The organism is Rahnella sp. ChDrAdgB13, assembly GCF_017655185.1.
In the GTDB taxonomy this organism is placed as follows: Bacteria; Pseudomonadota; Gammaproteobacteria; order Enterobacterales; family Enterobacteriaceae; genus Rahnella; species Rahnella contaminans.
This window is the reverse complement of sequence record NZ_JAEMGT010000023.1, coordinates 75,776-91,520: the sequence shown is the minus strand read 5'-3', so window position 1 is coordinate 91,520 and position 15,745 is coordinate 75,776. Positions and strand designations below refer to the sequence as shown.

Here is a 15,745-nt window from a genome sequence, read left to right as displayed (position 1 = left end):
CCCGGTTTCTGACTTTTCAGACACCGGGATTTTTTTATGACGATCAGCCAGATGAGCATTACGCTGGCGCGATTAGTTTGCGCGCAATCGAATAATATAGCTCACGAATGTGACATTGGCGTGAATTTTGCGCATTGACCTCTCCTGCGATTGCGGCTATTTGTTAGGTGTGGACGCAGAAGCGCTCCACTGTTTTCTTTCCACCTGACCTGAATAATGAGGGATACAAGGCATGAAGAGACAAAAACGCGATCGCCTGGAACGGGCACAATCACGTGGATATCAAGCAGGTATTGGCGGACGCTCTAAGGAGATTTGTCCGTACCAATCATTAGATGCCCGATCACACTGGCTCGGGGGTTGGCGACAAGCCATGGAGGACAGGGCCGTTACCGCTTAAGCGGCTCCCCTGTCAGAATAAGGAACGACCTCCGCTGCGCGCGGAGGTTTTTGTTTGTGGCTCTTTCAGCTGAACTTTAAAAGATCATAAAAAAACGGCGAGCACAGGGCTCACCGTTTGTCTGGCATGAACTGAAAGGGCTCTTAGAACGCCGCCGCGTCTTTGAACAGGCCGACTTTCAGATCCGTTGCAGTATAGATAACTACGCCATCAACCAGAACTTCGCCATCTGCAACGCCCATGATCAGTTTACGGTTGATCACGCGTTTGAAGTTCAGGCGGTAAGTGACAAGTTTAGCCGTCGGTAATACCTGACCGGTGAATTTCACTTCACCCACACCCAGTGCGCGGCCTTTGCCTTCGCCACCGAGCCAGCCCAGATAGAAACCTACCAGCTGCCACATTGCATCCAGACCCAGACAACCCGGCATGACCGGATCGCCGATGAAGTGGCAACTAAAGAACCACAGGTCAGGATTGATATCTAATTCAGCTTCAACATAGCCTTTGCCATGGGTGCCGCCATCTTCCTGCATCTTCACGATGCGGTCCATCATCAGCATGTTGCCTGATGGTAATGGAGGGCCGCCTGCACCGAACAGTTCACTGCGGCCAGAAGCTACGAGGTCTTCTTTCGTATAGGAATCGCGTTTATCTACCATGTTCTATGTAAGCCTTATTTTAATGAAGGGCGGAGCTTAGCTTACAGCTGTAAGCTGAACAACTCCGATCAGCTGTGGTTGAACCAGTTCAACCAGCGAAGAGGCCACGGATAGCGGGGGCTGCCCTGAGACGTGACAAGTGCAATACGCTGCTGAATTAATCCCAGCAAACTTGCAAGCTCTTCTTCAGCTTCTCCTTCGTTGGAGTAAATCAGTCCGGTCAGGATAGGCAGCGCTTCGTCTGCGCTATCGACTGCCCATAAGTGAAACTGGCCGTCGCGAACGGCGTCAATCACCTGCGGATGCAGGCACAAATTACGCACGTTGCTGGTTGGCAGAATGACCCCTTGTTTACCGGTCAAACCGCGACGCTGACAAACCTCGAAGAAACCTTCGATTTTTTCGTTCACGCCACCAATAGGTTGCACATTCCCAAACTGATCGACAGAACCGGTCACCGCAATTTGCTGGTTAATCGGCTGCATCGACAGCGCACTAATCAGCGCGCAGAGTTCAGCAAGGGAAGCGCTGTCGCCGTCCACTTCACCGTAAGACTGCTCAAACACAATCGAAGCGGAGAAGGGCAGAGGCTGGTCGAGTTCTAACTCGGAGATCAGGAATGCCTGCATAATCATCATGCCTTTCGCATGAAGATTGCCGCCTAATTCTGCCTTGCGCTCAACGTCGGTAAATTCGCCGTCGCCGGTGTGTACGACACAACTAATGCGCGAAGGTTCACCTAAAGCACGCGGATGACCCGGATATTCCAGAACAGAGAGGCCGTTGATCTGCCCGACCACTTCTCCTTCAGTTTCTATGCGGATTTGCCCAAGCTCAATTTCATCCTGCATACGTTCCTGCAGGTAACTTTCGCGCCATGCACGTGCGCTGGACGCGGCTTCCAGCGCCTTGGCGCTCAGCAGCTCATCTTCATTATAAAGGGCAGCTTCACTGAGTTGCGCGTTCAGCCAGACCGGATCGAGCGTCAGACTGCCCTGATCGGTGCTCTGGCGGATTGCCAGCTTAAAGAATTCAGGCCATGCATCGGCAGCAAGGCGGGGAATTTCCAGCTCATCGGCCAGCGTGTTGACATATCCACACCAGGTTTCCATGTCGCTTTCTTCTGTCAGCGGCAGGTCAGCTTCAAATTCGCCATAAATGGCAGAATCCATCAGCTCCGGTTCCATGTCACTCAGATCGCCCAAAGAGAGACGGTCGCCAACCAGAAGCAGACGGAGATCCAGTGGCATAGGGGGAATGGTAACCGGTAAAGGTTTGGTTTCATCCGGGGAAACCCAGTGATACATGCCTTCGGTGATCATCTGTTTCAGGCGAAGCCACATCAGCGGTTGAGCGATGAGTGTGCGGATAGACAGCACCAGAACACCGCCATTAACCTGATGAACCAGACCAGGTTCGAGCTGGATGAGATCTTTATGCACACGAACACAGCCAAACAGCTGCTCCGGCTCAAGCCACTCGCGATACTGGCAGGTGAACTTCGCAGCAAAAGCATCTTCCGCTGATTTTGCCGCGAGCAGGGTGACCTTACTGCCTTCAATATGATAGCGGTTGCCAGTCACTTCAGTGGGTTCAGGCAACAGATCGTTTACCGCCTGAGCAATGCGTGACAGATACTCACGGTTTTCCTGCGCCTTAAGCGTCATAAAGCGAGGGCGGGAGCGGGGATGACAAAACAGCGTTAAACCATTTTCCAGCCGGGGCTGTGTTCCAGCGAAATCGACAGGGGCTAACTGGGCTGCCGTTGCAAATATTGCCTCATAAGGCGCGGAGTCAGGCAGTAAAAGCTGCCAGTCAAGTCGGTTATTGGTCAATGTGTTAGCTGTTTTCTATAAAAAGGGAAAGAGCGATTATACAAGAATAAATCCGGCTGCATACAATGAGAGTCGCGACTGAACATGGCTTAGTGCACATTGCTGACCAGGTGCGCAAAAAACGGACAATATATGCAGGTTTATTTGGGGTGAAAATTGAAATAAAGCTGTTATGCTTAGTAAAGTTACGGGGTCACCGAAGAGTTCACGATGAAATATCAGCAACTGGAAAATCTTGAAAGCGGTTGGAAATGGAAGTACCTAGTGAAGAAACACCGGGAAGGTGAGCGGATCACCCGTCATCTGGAAAACAGTGCCGCACAGGAATCCGTGAACCAACTTCTCAGTCTGGAAAATGAGCCAGTGAAGGTCACGGACTGGATTGTGAATAACATGAATCCGGCGCTGGAAAACCGGCTTAAACAAACTATTCGTGCACGCAGAAAACGTCATTTTAATGCTGAACATCAGCATACCCGTAAGAAATCCATCGATTTAGAATTCCTCGTCTGGCAGCGGCTGGCAGGCCTTGCACAGCGTCGTGGTGCAACGTTATCTGACACCATCATTCAACTGCTTGAAGACGCAGAACGAAAAGAGAAATACGCCAACCAGATGTCTTCACTCAAAGAAGACTTACAGCAAATCCTCGGTAAACAAGATCTCTGAGCCTTTTTGTATCTCTGGTTGAAAGCTTTCTCCTGTTGTATTCGAATCGCTGAATTCAAAGCATAAAAAAACCCCGCCGAGGCGGGGTTTTTAGTATCTATCGTTAAAGCTAAAGAGTGTTATTAAGCCTGTGGCTGAGTAACAGTATCTTTGTAGCCTTTAACTTCGATTTCTACACGACGGTCTGGTGCCAGGCAGTCGATCAGAGCAGCACGGCCTTTAACGGAGTCACAGGTAGAACCAGTAACTGGGTTAGATTTACCTTGGCCTTGTGCAGAGATCTTGTTCGCAGGGATACCTTTAGATACCAGGTAATCCACTACGCTCTGTGCACGTTGCTCAGACAGTTTCTGGTTGTATTGTTCTGAACCGATACGGTCGGTGTAACCCAGAACGATAACTGAACCGTCTTTAGGATCGATTGAACTCAACTGGCTGTACAGCTGATCCAGAGCCTGTTGGCCTTCTGGTTTCAGAGTCGCTTTGTTGAAGTTGAACAGAACGTCAGACTTCAGAGTGAATTTCTTAGTTTCCACAACTGGAGCTGGTGCTGGAGCTGGTGCAACAACTGGTGCTGCAACATCATCCTGACCGAAACGGTAAGAAACACCTACAGACAGCATGCCGTTGTCTGGACGTGCGCCAACAGTCTGCGCGTCGCCGATGTTGTTAACCCACTGGTAATCCAGACGGGTAGCCCAGTTTTTGGTCACTGCGTATTCAACACCAACAGCTGCCAGTGGAGAAACACCGGTGTCGTGATCGCTTACGCGCTCACCAGTACCACCGAAGTTACCTTTGGAGTCTGCACGCCAAACCATACCACCCAGACGGGTATACAGGTCCAGATCGTCAGTCAGCGGGTAGCTCAGTTTAGCAGCCAGCTGAACGCCTTGTGCTTTGAACGCGCCGTTGTTTACGCTGCCTTTGTAAGGCATGCGGCCAAGCCAGTCATATCCCATTTCAAAGCCCAGGTATTGGTTCGCTTGGTAACCCAAGAACGCACCTGCACCCAGTTGGCTATCGTGGGTAGGGCCGTTGCCGATACCTTCGTAAGCATTTGCGAAACCAGTGTCATGGTATTGGGACCAGCCCAATTTACCACCGGTATACCAGGTGTTATCTTTAGGGGCGGCTTGCGCTACGGTAGCGAAACCTGCCAGTGCCACTGCTAATGCGATAGCTGTCTTTTTCATTTTGCGCCTCGTTATCATCCAAATAGGCAATTGAGCTTTAAGCTTTAAGCCCTTGGTTAAAATCCTTACGCCAAGATTCTTGCTTCAATTAAGAACTTGCCACTTTACGTTGGCATTATAGAGCAACCTTGGCGTTGTAAAGTCTACAACGTGGCGCGAAACTTACAAGCTTGAAGTGTTAACACCGTGGAAAAAAAGGGAAAAACGTACACATTTCTTAACGGCTTTGACTAATTGTTGACAAAAACTGGAGATAATCTGAGGTCGGAATACCCATTTTTACTGGGTTTGAAGCCGGTTTCAGCACAAATCACTAAGTTCCGTACTATTTTCGTAGGAACATTCCTATTTGAACTAATGGTATACAGAAGAGTGAATTTTTACTGTGGAGTGATGTCCACTAGCTGAATTCTGTTCATTTGTTGGCTTCATAATGAACCCATATGACCCTCCCTGACGTGCTGCAATTTGCAGTCTTTCTCTTTCTGAATCATTCAAATCGGGTAACCACCCAAGCACAACACTGTAATTCCCTGTGAGCAACGCTTTTTCCATTGCATCAACTGTAGACATCGCTGTGATTTGATTTACCTGCACCATTTTATCGACCGGCAAACCAGATTGAGATAACCAGTGACGGCTCAGTTTCTGCTGAGGCGTGAGCCATAACAACCAGCGGGATTGCATACCCAAATGTTGAAGCAGGGGCAGAAGTAACTGCGCAAATGCTGGCTGGCTCGCACTATAAACGAACTCCGTGATCAGACCATTATTCAAGGACGCAGACGAATTTACCTGTGTGTGGGCGACGGGCAAAGCAGACTGACTAAAATGATGATTTGTAAGATGTTGAGTGCGCATAGTGATATACCCCAGTAGGTTACTGTATGAATGTACAGTACTCTGGCGATGAGCAAAGATCAACCCAATTTTTCCAAGACATCTCGCAAATTTTGAAGGGAATATCCTCTGGCTGCATTTTATGTTTGTTGCCCATCTCTACATTGCGTATTTTGCTTTTAGCAGTACAGGTAACTTACATGGGATATATGGAATGAACATGAAAAGGATAACGCGATGATAAATCAATCAAAAAAAAGAGTGCTGGAGTGTCTGGAAATTTTTGCTTCTCTGGGGGAAGTACGTGCCCGTACCCAGTTTGGCGGCTTCAGTTTATCTGCTGATGGAGCCATGTTTGCATTGGTCTCAGACGGAGAATTATATCTGCGCGCCAGTGCTGAAACTGAGGCACATTTTTGCCGGAAGAAGATGGAGAGATTGATTTATCGCAAGCGGGGAATGGATGTGAAGTTACGTTATTTCAAAATTAATCCGGCGCAGTGGGACGATACCGAGGCTGTGCGGAAACTGGGTAAATACTCACTTAAAGGAATGCTGCGTGAAATCGAATTGCGCAAAAATAACGAAGCCGGGCGGCTAAAAGATTTACCGAATCTTTCTCTGGCTCTGGAGCGGTTGCTCTGGCAGGTGGGGATAGCAAATTCGGGCGATCTGCGCACACAAGGCGCGTGCAAGACCTACCTGAAACTCTGCGCAATGAAAAAGAAGAATCTGGGTATTAACTTGTTAATGGCGCTGGAGGGCGCCATTTTGGGATATCACGAGGCCGCTTTGCCGATGGCTTCCAGAGAAATACTGACTCAATGGTTTAACCACCAGCAAGAGCAGCCATTCGACACGATGCACTAAGTTTCACCGGATCCTGACGGGCTGTCAGTCATGGCTCTGAACGGGCAGAATTTTACTGTTAAGACTGGTGAGCTCTGGAAGATGGGCCACCAGCAATCCGATTTGTTGCAAGACAAGCTGTTCTTTGCTGTCTGAATCGGTCGTCCGCATCTGGATCCTTGCCGTCAGTTGCTCCAGGGCTTTTTCTATCCGCCCGGATTCAGAAGGCAAATGGTGCAGTGCGCCATCAACACAGCAGACCGCGTCATCAAGCAGTCTCAGGGTTTCGGTATCACCGAGTTTTTCACGATGCGCCCCCAGCGCTGAAATGAAACTCAGCATGGTGTGATTAAGACACAGCAAGCGAAACGCCGCTTCAAGCGTGGCAGGGTCGTTGTTTTTCTCCGAACTCATATTCGAAACCACCGATGCCAGCTCAGCATCGCAGTTATGCGCGTCACGCCGAGCCAGACGGTAATCCAGACTGTTATCTTTGCCCTGATGGTATTGCACTAATATCGCATCCAGATACCGGCAGTTTGCGTCGAACGTTTTGCTGACGACTTTATCAATCTGCCTGAATTTCCAGTCCGGCCAGATGAACGTCACGGCGGCCCATGCAATCGCACAGCCAATCAGCGTATCGATGATTCGGGGTATCGCAATCTCAAAACCCTCTCCCAGCAAGTTGAAGCACAGCAACACCAGCAGGGTGATGAACATCGTCGCCTGCGCGTATTGCACGGTGCGGAAGGCAAAGAACAATAATCCGCTGATCACAATCAGGATCATTTGCCCTTCAACCGAAGGCACGAAGTATAAAATCGGAATGCCCAGAGCAATCCCGGCCAGTGTCCCGATGATTCTCAACGCCAGCCTGCGGCGGGTCGCGCTGTAGTTCGGCTGACAGACAAACAGGCTGGTCAGCAAAATCCAGTAACCGTGGCTCAGGCCGCTGACCTGTATGAATACGTAGCCGATAAACAGCACCACCGACATGCGCACTGCATGACGAAACAGGACAGACTGCGGCGTGAAATGCCGGGAAATACGTAGCCAGATATCATCCAGCCCGGTGAGCTTATCGTCGACGAACGGACTTTTGCCTGTCTGGTTTTCCGGTAATGATTGCTCTGATTCGATATTCGCCAGCTGCGCGTCAATCGCGTGCAAATTCCTCAGAAGATGGCGAAGAGCCTGGAGCATTTCCCGGTGCTCGCCCTGATATTCCAGTCGTTTCAGCGCTTCTTCAAGACGGGAAAACGCCCGCTCGAACTGGCTGTTGTGCGTATATTTCTGGCGATACAGGATGCACTGGGAAAGCTGCAAACAGGCGCGGGCCTGCATACTCATCAGACGCTGAAAACGGAAAAGAATATCGCTGTGGTGAAACTGCTCGCTGAGTTTGAGGTATTTCACATGCGATGAGCTTGCGCGCTCATGAATATCCTGTACCACAAAATAATAGTGCAGGGTCCGGCGAGTACCTTTCTGTCCGCGGTCACCTTTCAGGCGGGTTTGCAGCGTATTTTTGGTCTGATTCAGCGTAGAAACCAGCTGGCCGTTAGCCATGGCCAGTTCCACCAGTTGCTGATTATTATCTTCCTGATCGGGGTCAAAAAGCGTCGCTTTAGCTTCCAGATAAGCCGCCAGCTGCGTGAAACAGCGGGAAATCTGATCCTGGAGCGGCCGGATAGGGAAAATAATATGCCCGGCCAGCGTCAGCAGGTTATACCAGATGGCGCCGGCGAGCAGGATCAGAGGCTGCTGATACCAGATGTGATACATGCTGGTGCCGAGCATTGTATAAATCGCGATGAGCAACGCACCGAACGCAATCGTGGCATACCGTTGTCCAAGTGCGCCCAGCAGGATAAAACCGCAGGTTGAAATCATCAGCCCGGGTGCGAATAACCAGGGATAGGGAAACAGCAGTTCGATAGACGCTGAAGCGATAAAAAAGCAGACCAGAGTGATCAGCAAATTGCGTAAGCGACCTGCCAGACGATCGTCCAGATCGGCCAGCGCAGCCGCTACCACGCCGAGCGTCAGAGGGATGGTCAGCGTTATCTGACCCAGCCACCAGGGCATTGCGGCGGCACCCGCCAGCGCAATGAAAATCCTGATGTGGTAAAGCACATTGCTGTTATAGGCATAGCGCCTCAAACCCGGTGCAATAGAAAGCACGGAAAAACCCCACGGTTAACATCAAAAATGAAAAATCAGCGAATGCGTCCGTTTTTTAGCTGACGGCTGGCATTGGCTTCACGAACTTGTTTTGCCAGTTCGACGGAGACCACTCTTCGCCCTACCGGCCAGAGCGCGATGGCTGCGATTTTAAAGTTCGCGATGCCCACCGGAATACCGATAATGCTGATACATTGAGTGATGCCGGCCAAAATGTGTGACAAGCATAACCACCAGCCGAAAAAAATAAACCAGAAGATATTCAACAGGGTTCCGCCACCGGACATCAGCGCGCTGCGTTTTTCCGGGTATAATTCGTCAACATGCACCGCTTCATTGCCAAAAGGCATCAGTGAAAGACGGGTGATCTCCCAGCAAGAGCGGGTCAGCGGCAGGGTGAATATCAGCACAATGCTCACCAGCGTGGCGAATAGCCAGGCGAGGGTGGTAAAAAAACCGCCTAAAACGAAGTTAAGAATATTGAGTACAGTGCGCATATCGACTCTTCCCGAAGATATTAATAAGTTGAAAAATTTCAGGTTAACTAAAAAGAAACACCGTCTTATTCTACCCTGTTTTGGAATGTGGATCGCCTCTGCAAATCAAAGGTAAACTCTTAAAACGACTTGCATGTAAAATAAGAAATATTACTTTTCCGTCAGGAATTAAAGAGAAAAAACGGTGTGATGATATGGAATTGAAATCGACCTCTTTCGGGAAACATCTGGCGCAGCATCCCTATAATCGGGTGCGTCTGCTTAATGCAGGCGTAGAAGTCAGCGGCGACAAACACCACTACCTGATCCCTTTTAATCAGCTTATCCAGATCCGCTGTAAGCGTGGCATTGTCTGGGGCGAGCTTGAATTTGAATTGCCCGAGGCAAAAGTTGTCCGCCTGCACGGCACTGAGTGGCAGGAAACGCAGCGTTTTTATCAGCACCTTCTCAAAATCTGGCAGGCCTGGAGTGAGGAGATGAGTGGCGTCAGCGCGGGCGTTCTGCACGGGCAAATTGAAAAAATCACGCACATTGAAGAACAGGATAAGTGGTTTAAAAGCGCCGATCTGGCTGACGTCCAGAAAGACATCACCGGGGCATTTTCCGCCATTCCTGTCCCCGTCGGGCGTCTCAATGATTTCGATAATTGCCGCGAAGATTATCACACCTGCTTACGCTGGCTTGAGCAGGGAAAACGCAGCGTCGATAAACGCAATCTGGCCTGGACTGACCGGGTGATTGCGGAAAATCAGGACTTCTTTGATACCGTCGAAGTTTCTCCGCTAAATGAAAGTCAGTGTCGCGCGGTAGTGAATGGCGAAGACGCGGTTCTGGTGCTGGCAGGTGCTGGCAGCGGCAAAACCTCGGTGCTGGTGGCGCGCGCAGGCTGGTTGCTGCACCGTCAGGAAGCGGTACCGGAGCAAATTCTGTTGCTGGCGTTTGGACGTCAGGCCGCGGATGAAATGAACACGCGTATAAAAGAACGTCTGCATACCGACGGGATCAAAGCCAAAACGTTCCACGCGCTGGCTTTGCAGATTATTCAGGAAGGCAGCAAGAAAGCGCCAAAAATCAGCAAACTGGAAACTGATGCGAAAGCGCGCCGCAGCCTGCTTATCAAAACCTGGCAGGAACAATGCGCTGGCAAGAAAGTGCAGGCCAGCGGCTGGCGGCAGTGGATGACCGATGAGCTTGAATGGGATGTGCCGGAAGGGGATTACTGGAAGAATAAACCGCTGGCCGAACGTCTGGGCAGCCGTCTTGAGCGCTGGCTGAGTCTGATGCGTACGCACGGCGGGAGCCAGGCCGAAATGATTGAGAGCGCACACGAAGACGTGAAAGACCTGTTTTCTAAGCGCATCCGCCTGATGGCTCCGTTACTGAAAGCCTGGAAAACGGCGCTGAAAGAAGAGGGCGCGGTGGATTTCTCCGGGCTGATTCATCAGGCTGTGAACATTCTGGAGAAAGGTCGCTTTGTCAGCCCGTGGAAACACATTCTCGTCGATGAATTTCAGGACATTTCCCCGCAGCGCGCGCTGTTGTTGTCGGCATTGCGCAAGCTGAATAAGCGCACCAGCCTGTTTGCGGTGGGCGATGACTGGCAGGCGATTTACCGTTTCAGCGGTGCAGAGCTTTCCCTGACCACCGCTTTCTCAACACACTTTGGCGAAGGGGCTCAGTGCACGCTGGATACCACTTACCGTTTCAACGACCGCATCGGTGAAATCGCCAATAAATTTGTTCAGCAGAACCCTTATCAGCTGAAAAAACCGCTGAACAGCCTGACGAAGGGCAACAAGAAAAACGTGGTGATCTTGCCGGACGAACAGCTGGAAAAGCTGCTGGATAAGCTCAGTGGCTATGTCACTGCCGATGAAAAAATTCTGGTGCTGGCGCGTTATCACCATTTACGGCCGCAGATTCTGGAAAAGGCCGCTACCCGCTGGCCTAAGCTGAATCTTGAATTTATGACGATCCACGCCAGTAAAGGTCAGCAGGCGGAATACGTCATTATAGTCGGCCTGCACGAAGGCAACGACGGCTTCCCGGCACCGGCGCGTGAATCGGTGCTGGAACAGGTCTTATTGCCGGAACCGGAAAACTTCATGGATGCCGAGGAACGGCGGTTACTGTATGTGGCGATGACCCGTGCGAAGCATCAGGTCTGGTTAATGCAGGATAAAGCACGCCCTTCCGTTTTTGTGGAGCAGCTGGAAGATATCGGCGTTCCGGTGCAACGAAAACCCTGACAACACAACGCCCGGCAAATGCCGGGCGTTGTGTTGATGAAGGTGTGACGAATACGCAGTTGTGCGCATCATTCTTTCAAACGTGCCCACAAGTAACGCTGATAATCAGGGATAGTAATATCCACTTCTGACTGGAAAAGCGGCGAGGCAATCAGGAAATCCGCCGTCGCCACATTGGTGGCGACCGGAATATTCCATACAGTTGCCAGGCGCAGCAGGGCCTTAACATCCGGGTCGTGAGGAACGGCATTGAGCGGATCCCAGAGGAAAATCAGCAGATCAATTTTTCCTTCCGCAATCAGTGCGCCAACCTGCTGGTCACCCCCCATCGGGCCACTCAGCATACTTTTTACCGTAATCCCGGTGCTACGCTGAACCATATTTCCGGTGGTGCCGGTGGCATAGAGAACGTGTTGCGACAGTTCAGCGACGTTTTTATCCACCCATTTCATCAGGGTATTTTTGCAGTGGTCATGCGCGACCAGGGCAATGTGTTTTTGTTTGGCGATCGTACGGGTCGTGTATTCCATCTAATTCCCTTCAACGCGTAAGTAAGAGTGGCTCACAGAATACTGAAACTCCGTTTTACTGCATAGCGTGGGGGCAACAAATCGACGTTAAGAAAGAGAATGCGTGATGCAGATTAAGTTACGACGCGCGTTCTTGTTTTTCCGGCAGTTTAAACCAGAGTAAAAATTGTTCGATACCGGCATTGGCGGCCAGACGCGTCCAGAGCGGATGAAGATAAGCGATGGAAATTTGCGAAGGAACATCACTTGCCAGCGCTGATTTTCTGTCGGTATTACCTCGGGCAAAAGAAGGTACGGCAGCGCGTGCACCGGATAAGTTATACGTCATCATGAGCTTTTCAGCGGCAGCCGTATTACCCGGGGTAAACAGGCTCAGGACATCGCGTTGGGTTACCAGAGTTTTTCCCTGATCATCCACCAGCTGATAATTCATTTGCTGACTGAACTGGGCGGTGTCTTTTTCATTACTCAGTGAAGGCAGGATGAAAGAAACCGAGCGACTTCCTTTGGCATTGAATGTGACGATCAATGCCGGAGAGTGATAAATCTGCGCGTTTTGCGCAGCAGCAGGGTGCAGATTCTTGCTGACCTGAAACAAAATCTGATGCTGCCCGCCATCCAGCTCAAGGCTGTCCGCGCCTTTCAGAATAGCGCCAGACATCTGTTTGCCGTCGATAACCAGCACATCCACATCCGCAGATAGTTTGAGTGAGGTCGCAGAAGCTGACGCCATCAGGCTGAAGCTCGCTAATGCGACCAGCGCACGACAGACTTTCATTCTTCTCTCCTCAGACACACCATTGCTCATCCTCCATTATTCAGTAATGGTGATTGTGTGTCAAAGTTTTACAAAATGTTTTAATTTCACATAAGGCAATTCTGCACACCGATCCTTTTTGCGCCGGGCCCTGTCGAAACTGTCAGGCTGCGTTACACTTAGCGGATACAGGTCAAAAGGAGATAACCCCGTGCAAGACAATGATATTCGCAAAATTCTTGAGGACGTAAAAACGATCGCTCTGGTGGGCGCCAGCGACAATCCTGGCCGCCCGAGTTATGGCGTCATGGCTTATCTGCTTTCTCAGGGATATAAGGTTATTCCGGTCAGTCCGAAACTGGCAGGGCAGGAACTGCTGGGGCAAAAAGCGGTGGGATCGCTGGCTGAAATCGCAGAACCGGTGGATATGGTCGATGTTTTCCGTAACGCGGAAGCCGCTTACGGTGTAGCGCAGGAAGCCATCGCAATTAAAGCAAAAGTGCTGTGGCTGCAACTGGGCGTGATCAACGAACAGGCCGCTGTGCTGGCAAAAGATGGCGGGCTGAAAGTGGTGATGGATCGCTGTCCGAAAATTGAAATCCCGCGGCTGGGTATGGAAAAGTAACCGCCGCAGGCAGTGATTAGACGAAAAAAAACCGGCCAAAAATAGCCGGTTTTTCATTATGCGGGCGCGGGATAATCAGTTGCGCAGACGCGGTGCCTGTAACTGACTGCGGATAGAAGCGGCCAGGTCATCCAGAGACGTTTGTTCCGGGTGCGAGCGGGCAGCTTCATGATCAATCTGAATTTCTGCCAGATACGTGTGTACCGGCTGGCCTTCTTCATCTTCCATTACCACGTGATACCAGGGCGCGGCACGCATTGAATCGTCAGCGGCGACGTCATCGACGCCGGGTTTTTCGAGTGAATATTCAGCGTCGACATCAATTACCACGCCTAAATAGCCTAACAGTCTGTGGCGAACCTGCTGGCCGATACCGTATTTGCTGGCAATCATAGTCATCTCCCAAAATCATCATTAATCTCTATATGGAGATAAAATGTGCTATTTCAAGTTTTGACCGCTTAATCTGCTAAAAATTCTGCGACGCGCTGCCGGAACAGCACGTCGTGATCATCGGATTAATTCATCACCAGACAGGCGAAGCCCTTCAGGTACAAACCTTCAGGATACGCGCCGGTCACCGGGTGATCGGCAGCCTGACGGAACTGCTCCACGAACTGAATTTCCCGGCCGGCATCCAGTGCGGCGTCAGCGAGGATTTTCTGGAACAAATCGGTTGGCAGCAGACCGGAACAGGAGAAGCTCAGCAGAATTCCGCCCGGACGCAGCAACTGAATCGCCAGCATATTAATATCTTTATAACCACGACAGGCGCTTGCCAGCTGGTTTTTGTTCTCAACAAATTTCGGCGGATCCATCACAATCATGTCGAACTGCTGGCCTTCCGTGCGGTATTTACGCAGCAGCTGGAAAACGTCTTCGCGGACGAATTCGGCTTTCGATAGATCCAGTTTGTTCAGCTCAACGTTCTGACGCGCAACGTCAAGCGCGGCCTGAGAGGTATCTACGTTAGTGACTTTGGTGCAGCCGCCCATCAGCGCAGACACGGCGAACGCGCCGGTGTAGGAGAAACAGTTCAGCACATTGCGGCCAGCTGCGTAGCTGCGTGCAGCAAAGCGGCTGTCGCGCTGATCAAGATAGAAGCCGGTTTTATGGCCTTCTTTGATATCAACCAGCAGGCTCATACCGTGTTCCTGAATCGGCAGCAGGGCAGGGGGTTCTTCACCGACGACGTGACCCTGAACCAGCTCCAGGCCTTCTTTTTTACGCACCGCAACGTCGGAACGATCCCAGATGGCGCATTCCGGATAGCAGTGTTGCAGCGCGGCAATCAGAGGTGCGCGCTGGTATTCTGCACCAGCAGATAGCAATTGCAGCACCAGGAAATTCTGGAAACGGTCAATGGTGATGCCCGGCAGACAGTCGGATTCACCGGCAATCAGACGGTAGCCGTCCAGCCCGTCACGTTTGGCGATATAATCACGCCAGCTTTGCGCCTGCTGTAAACGGCGGATGAAAAAATCAATATCGATGTCTTCATCTTGTTTAAAAGTCCAGACACGGGCACGGATCTGGGATGACGGCGAATAAGCACCGCGCGCCAGCCATTTCCCCTGACTGTCTACAATATCAATAGTGTCGCCGGAATTGGCTTTACCCTCGAGGCGCTGAACAGCGCCGGAAAACACCCATGGGTGGCGGCGTAAAAGTGATTTTTCGCGGCCTTTGGCCAGAATTAAACGTGCAGTCATAAAATTAGGTTCTGTCGGTTCGGAGACAAAAAAGAGCGACATTGTCCGGTCATGCAGGTGAAATTGCAACGAACCATACCGCTAACGGAGAGAAATATTATGGCAAAAGTCAGTATAGCCGCCTATGTCTACGGCAGGGTGCAGGGGGTCGGTTTTCGTTTTGCGACACAACATCAGGCTACCGGGTTAGGGCTGACCGGTTATGCAAAAAATCTTGAGGACGGCAGCGTCGAGGTGGTGGCGTGCGGCGAACAGGAGAAAGTGGATCATCTGCTAGCCTGGCTGAAACAGGGCGGCCCGAAACATGCGCGGGTTGATCGCGTGCTGTGTGAGCCCGCCGCTCCCGGTCATTACACCGATTTCAAAATCAAATACTGAAGCATTACAGGCATTTTACCGGTTTTGGCAGGCCTGCGATTTTTGTCGCCTGTTTGGCCGGGCCTTTCGGGAACAGCCTGAACAGATAGCGGCTGTTGCCTTTCTCTTCACCGTATTTCTGTGCCATCGCTTTCACCAGCATGCGCACGGCCGGTGATGTATTGAATTCGAGATAAAACCCGCGCACAAAACGCACCACTTCCCAGTGCGCATCGGTAAGCTGAATGCCTTCTTCTTCTGCCAGCAGCGGTGCCATGCCTTCCTGCCAGTCATTACTGTTTTTCAGGTAACCCTGAGCGTCGGTTTCTATTACCTGACCGTCGAATTCCAGCATACAACCTCTGACCTGTAAAAATGCA

Annotated in this window: 17 protein-coding genes; 6 read left to right on the top strand and 11 right to left on the bottom strand. The window is 51.0% G+C overall.

Going from position 1 to position 15,745, the window contains the following annotated elements:
- Positions 1 to 232: 232 nt before the first annotated feature.
- A complete protein-coding gene (gene rmf / locus J8X26_RS08040) occupies positions 233 to 400 on the top strand; it encodes a ribosome modulation factor (protein ID WP_013574871.1) in 168 nt (55 codons plus the stop codon).
- Positions 401 to 543: 143 nt separating this feature from the next.
- Here the strand turns inward: rmf and fabA are convergent, their stop codons facing one another.
- Complete coding sequence (fabA, locus tag J8X26_RS08035) at positions 544 to 1,062, bottom strand: bifunctional 3-hydroxydecanoyl-ACP dehydratase/trans-2-decenoyl-ACP isomerase (protein WP_165058072.1); 519 nt, start codon at positions 1,060 to 1,062, stop codon at positions 544 to 546.
- Between the two features lie 68 nt (positions 1,063 to 1,130).
- Entirely contained in the window at positions 1,131 to 2,897 is a 1,767-nt protein-coding gene (locus J8X26_RS08030) for a Lon protease family protein (protein ID WP_208950618.1), read from the bottom strand.
- Between the two features lie 210 nt (positions 2,898 to 3,107).
- Between J8X26_RS08030 and matP the strand changes: the two genes are divergently transcribed.
- Entirely contained in the window at positions 3,108 to 3,566 is a 459-nt protein-coding gene (matP, locus tag J8X26_RS08025; protein WP_195812770.1) for a macrodomain Ter protein MatP, read from the top strand.
- 122 nt (positions 3,567 to 3,688) lie between these two features.
- Here the strand turns inward: matP and ompA are convergent, their stop codons facing one another.
- Positions 3,689 to 4,762 carry a porin OmpA gene (gene ompA / locus J8X26_RS08020; RefSeq protein ID WP_152324706.1) on the bottom strand — a complete coding sequence of 358 codons (1,074 nt, stop codon included), beginning with the start codon at positions 4,760 to 4,762 and terminating at the stop codon, positions 3,689 to 3,691.
- A 354-nt stretch (positions 4,763 to 5,116) separates the two neighbouring features.
- Complete coding sequence (gene sulA / locus J8X26_RS08015) at positions 5,117 to 5,623, bottom strand: SOS-induced cell division inhibitor SulA (RefSeq protein WP_165058066.1); 507 nt, start codon at positions 5,621 to 5,623, stop codon at positions 5,117 to 5,119.
- A gap of 216 nt (positions 5,624 to 5,839) precedes the next feature.
- On the opposite strand from sulA, the gene J8X26_RS08010 reads away from it, so the two are divergent.
- Positions 5,840 to 6,472 (top strand): TfoX/Sxy family protein, encoded by a 633-nt coding sequence (locus J8X26_RS08010; RefSeq protein WP_208950617.1) that lies wholly within the window; start codon positions 5,840 to 5,842, stop codon positions 6,470 to 6,472.
- Positions 6,473 to 6,496: 24 nt separating this feature from the next.
- Here J8X26_RS08010 and yccS read toward each other — a convergent pair whose 3' ends face one another.
- A complete protein-coding gene (yccS, locus tag J8X26_RS08005; protein ID WP_208950616.1) occupies positions 6,497 to 8,638 on the bottom strand; it encodes a YccS family putative transporter in 2,142 nt (713 codons plus the stop codon).
- A gap of 35 nt (positions 8,639 to 8,673) precedes the next feature.
- Positions 8,674 to 9,135 (bottom strand): YccF domain-containing protein, encoded by a 462-nt coding sequence (locus J8X26_RS08000; protein WP_152324126.1) that lies wholly within the window; start codon positions 9,133 to 9,135, stop codon positions 8,674 to 8,676.
- Positions 9,136 to 9,329: 194 nt separating this feature from the next.
- Here J8X26_RS08000 and helD point away from each other — a divergent pair, with 194 nt between their 5' ends.
- A complete protein-coding gene (gene helD, locus J8X26_RS07995) occupies positions 9,330 to 11,384 on the top strand; it encodes a DNA helicase IV (RefSeq protein WP_208950615.1) in 2,055 nt (684 codons plus the stop codon).
- Between the two features lie 68 nt (positions 11,385 to 11,452).
- On the opposite strand, the gene J8X26_RS07990 is transcribed toward helD, so the two are convergent.
- Positions 11,453 to 11,914, bottom strand: a complete 462-nt coding sequence (locus tag J8X26_RS07990; RefSeq protein ID WP_152324124.1) for a methylglyoxal synthase — start codon at positions 11,912 to 11,914, stop codon at positions 11,453 to 11,455.
- Positions 11,915 to 12,032: 118 nt separating this feature from the next.
- Positions 12,033 to 12,692, bottom strand: coding sequence for a DUF2057 family protein (locus J8X26_RS07985; RefSeq protein WP_152324123.1), 660 nt, complete (start codon positions 12,690 to 12,692; stop codon positions 12,033 to 12,035).
- A gap of 190 nt (positions 12,693 to 12,882) precedes the next feature.
- On the opposite strand from J8X26_RS07985, the gene J8X26_RS07980 reads away from it, so the two are divergent.
- Positions 12,883 to 13,296 (top strand): CoA-binding protein, encoded by a 414-nt coding sequence (locus tag J8X26_RS07980; protein ID WP_152324122.1) that lies wholly within the window; start codon positions 12,883 to 12,885, stop codon positions 13,294 to 13,296.
- Positions 13,297 to 13,371: 75 nt separating this feature from the next.
- On the opposite strand, the gene hspQ is transcribed toward J8X26_RS07980, so the two are convergent.
- Both hspQ and rlmI read right to left on the bottom strand, forming a co-directional pair.
- Positions 13,372 to 13,689 carry a heat shock protein HspQ gene (gene hspQ / locus J8X26_RS07975; RefSeq protein WP_104921500.1) on the bottom strand — a complete coding sequence of 106 codons (318 nt, stop codon included), beginning with the start codon at positions 13,687 to 13,689 and terminating at the stop codon, positions 13,372 to 13,374.
- A gap of 125 nt (positions 13,690 to 13,814) precedes the next feature.
- The gene (gene rlmI, locus J8X26_RS07970) at positions 13,815 to 15,008 is read right to left on the bottom strand and encodes a 23S rRNA (cytosine(1962)-C(5))-methyltransferase RlmI (RefSeq protein ID WP_208950614.1); all 1,194 of its coding nucleotides are present in this window, start codon (positions 15,006 to 15,008) and stop codon (positions 13,815 to 13,817) included.
- Positions 15,009 to 15,107: 99 nt separating this feature from the next.
- Here rlmI and yccX point away from each other — a divergent pair, with 99 nt between their 5' ends.
- On the top strand, positions 15,108 to 15,386 hold the full coding sequence (gene yccX / locus J8X26_RS07965) for an acylphosphatase (RefSeq protein WP_208950613.1): 279 nt from the start codon (positions 15,108 to 15,110) through the stop codon (positions 15,384 to 15,386).
- Positions 15,387 to 15,390: 4 nt separating this feature from the next.
- On the opposite strand, the gene tusE is transcribed toward yccX, so the two are convergent.
- A complete protein-coding gene (gene tusE, locus J8X26_RS07960) occupies positions 15,391 to 15,720 on the bottom strand; it encodes a sulfurtransferase TusE (RefSeq protein WP_152324119.1) in 330 nt (109 codons plus the stop codon).
- Positions 15,721 to 15,745 lie beyond the last annotated feature (25 nt).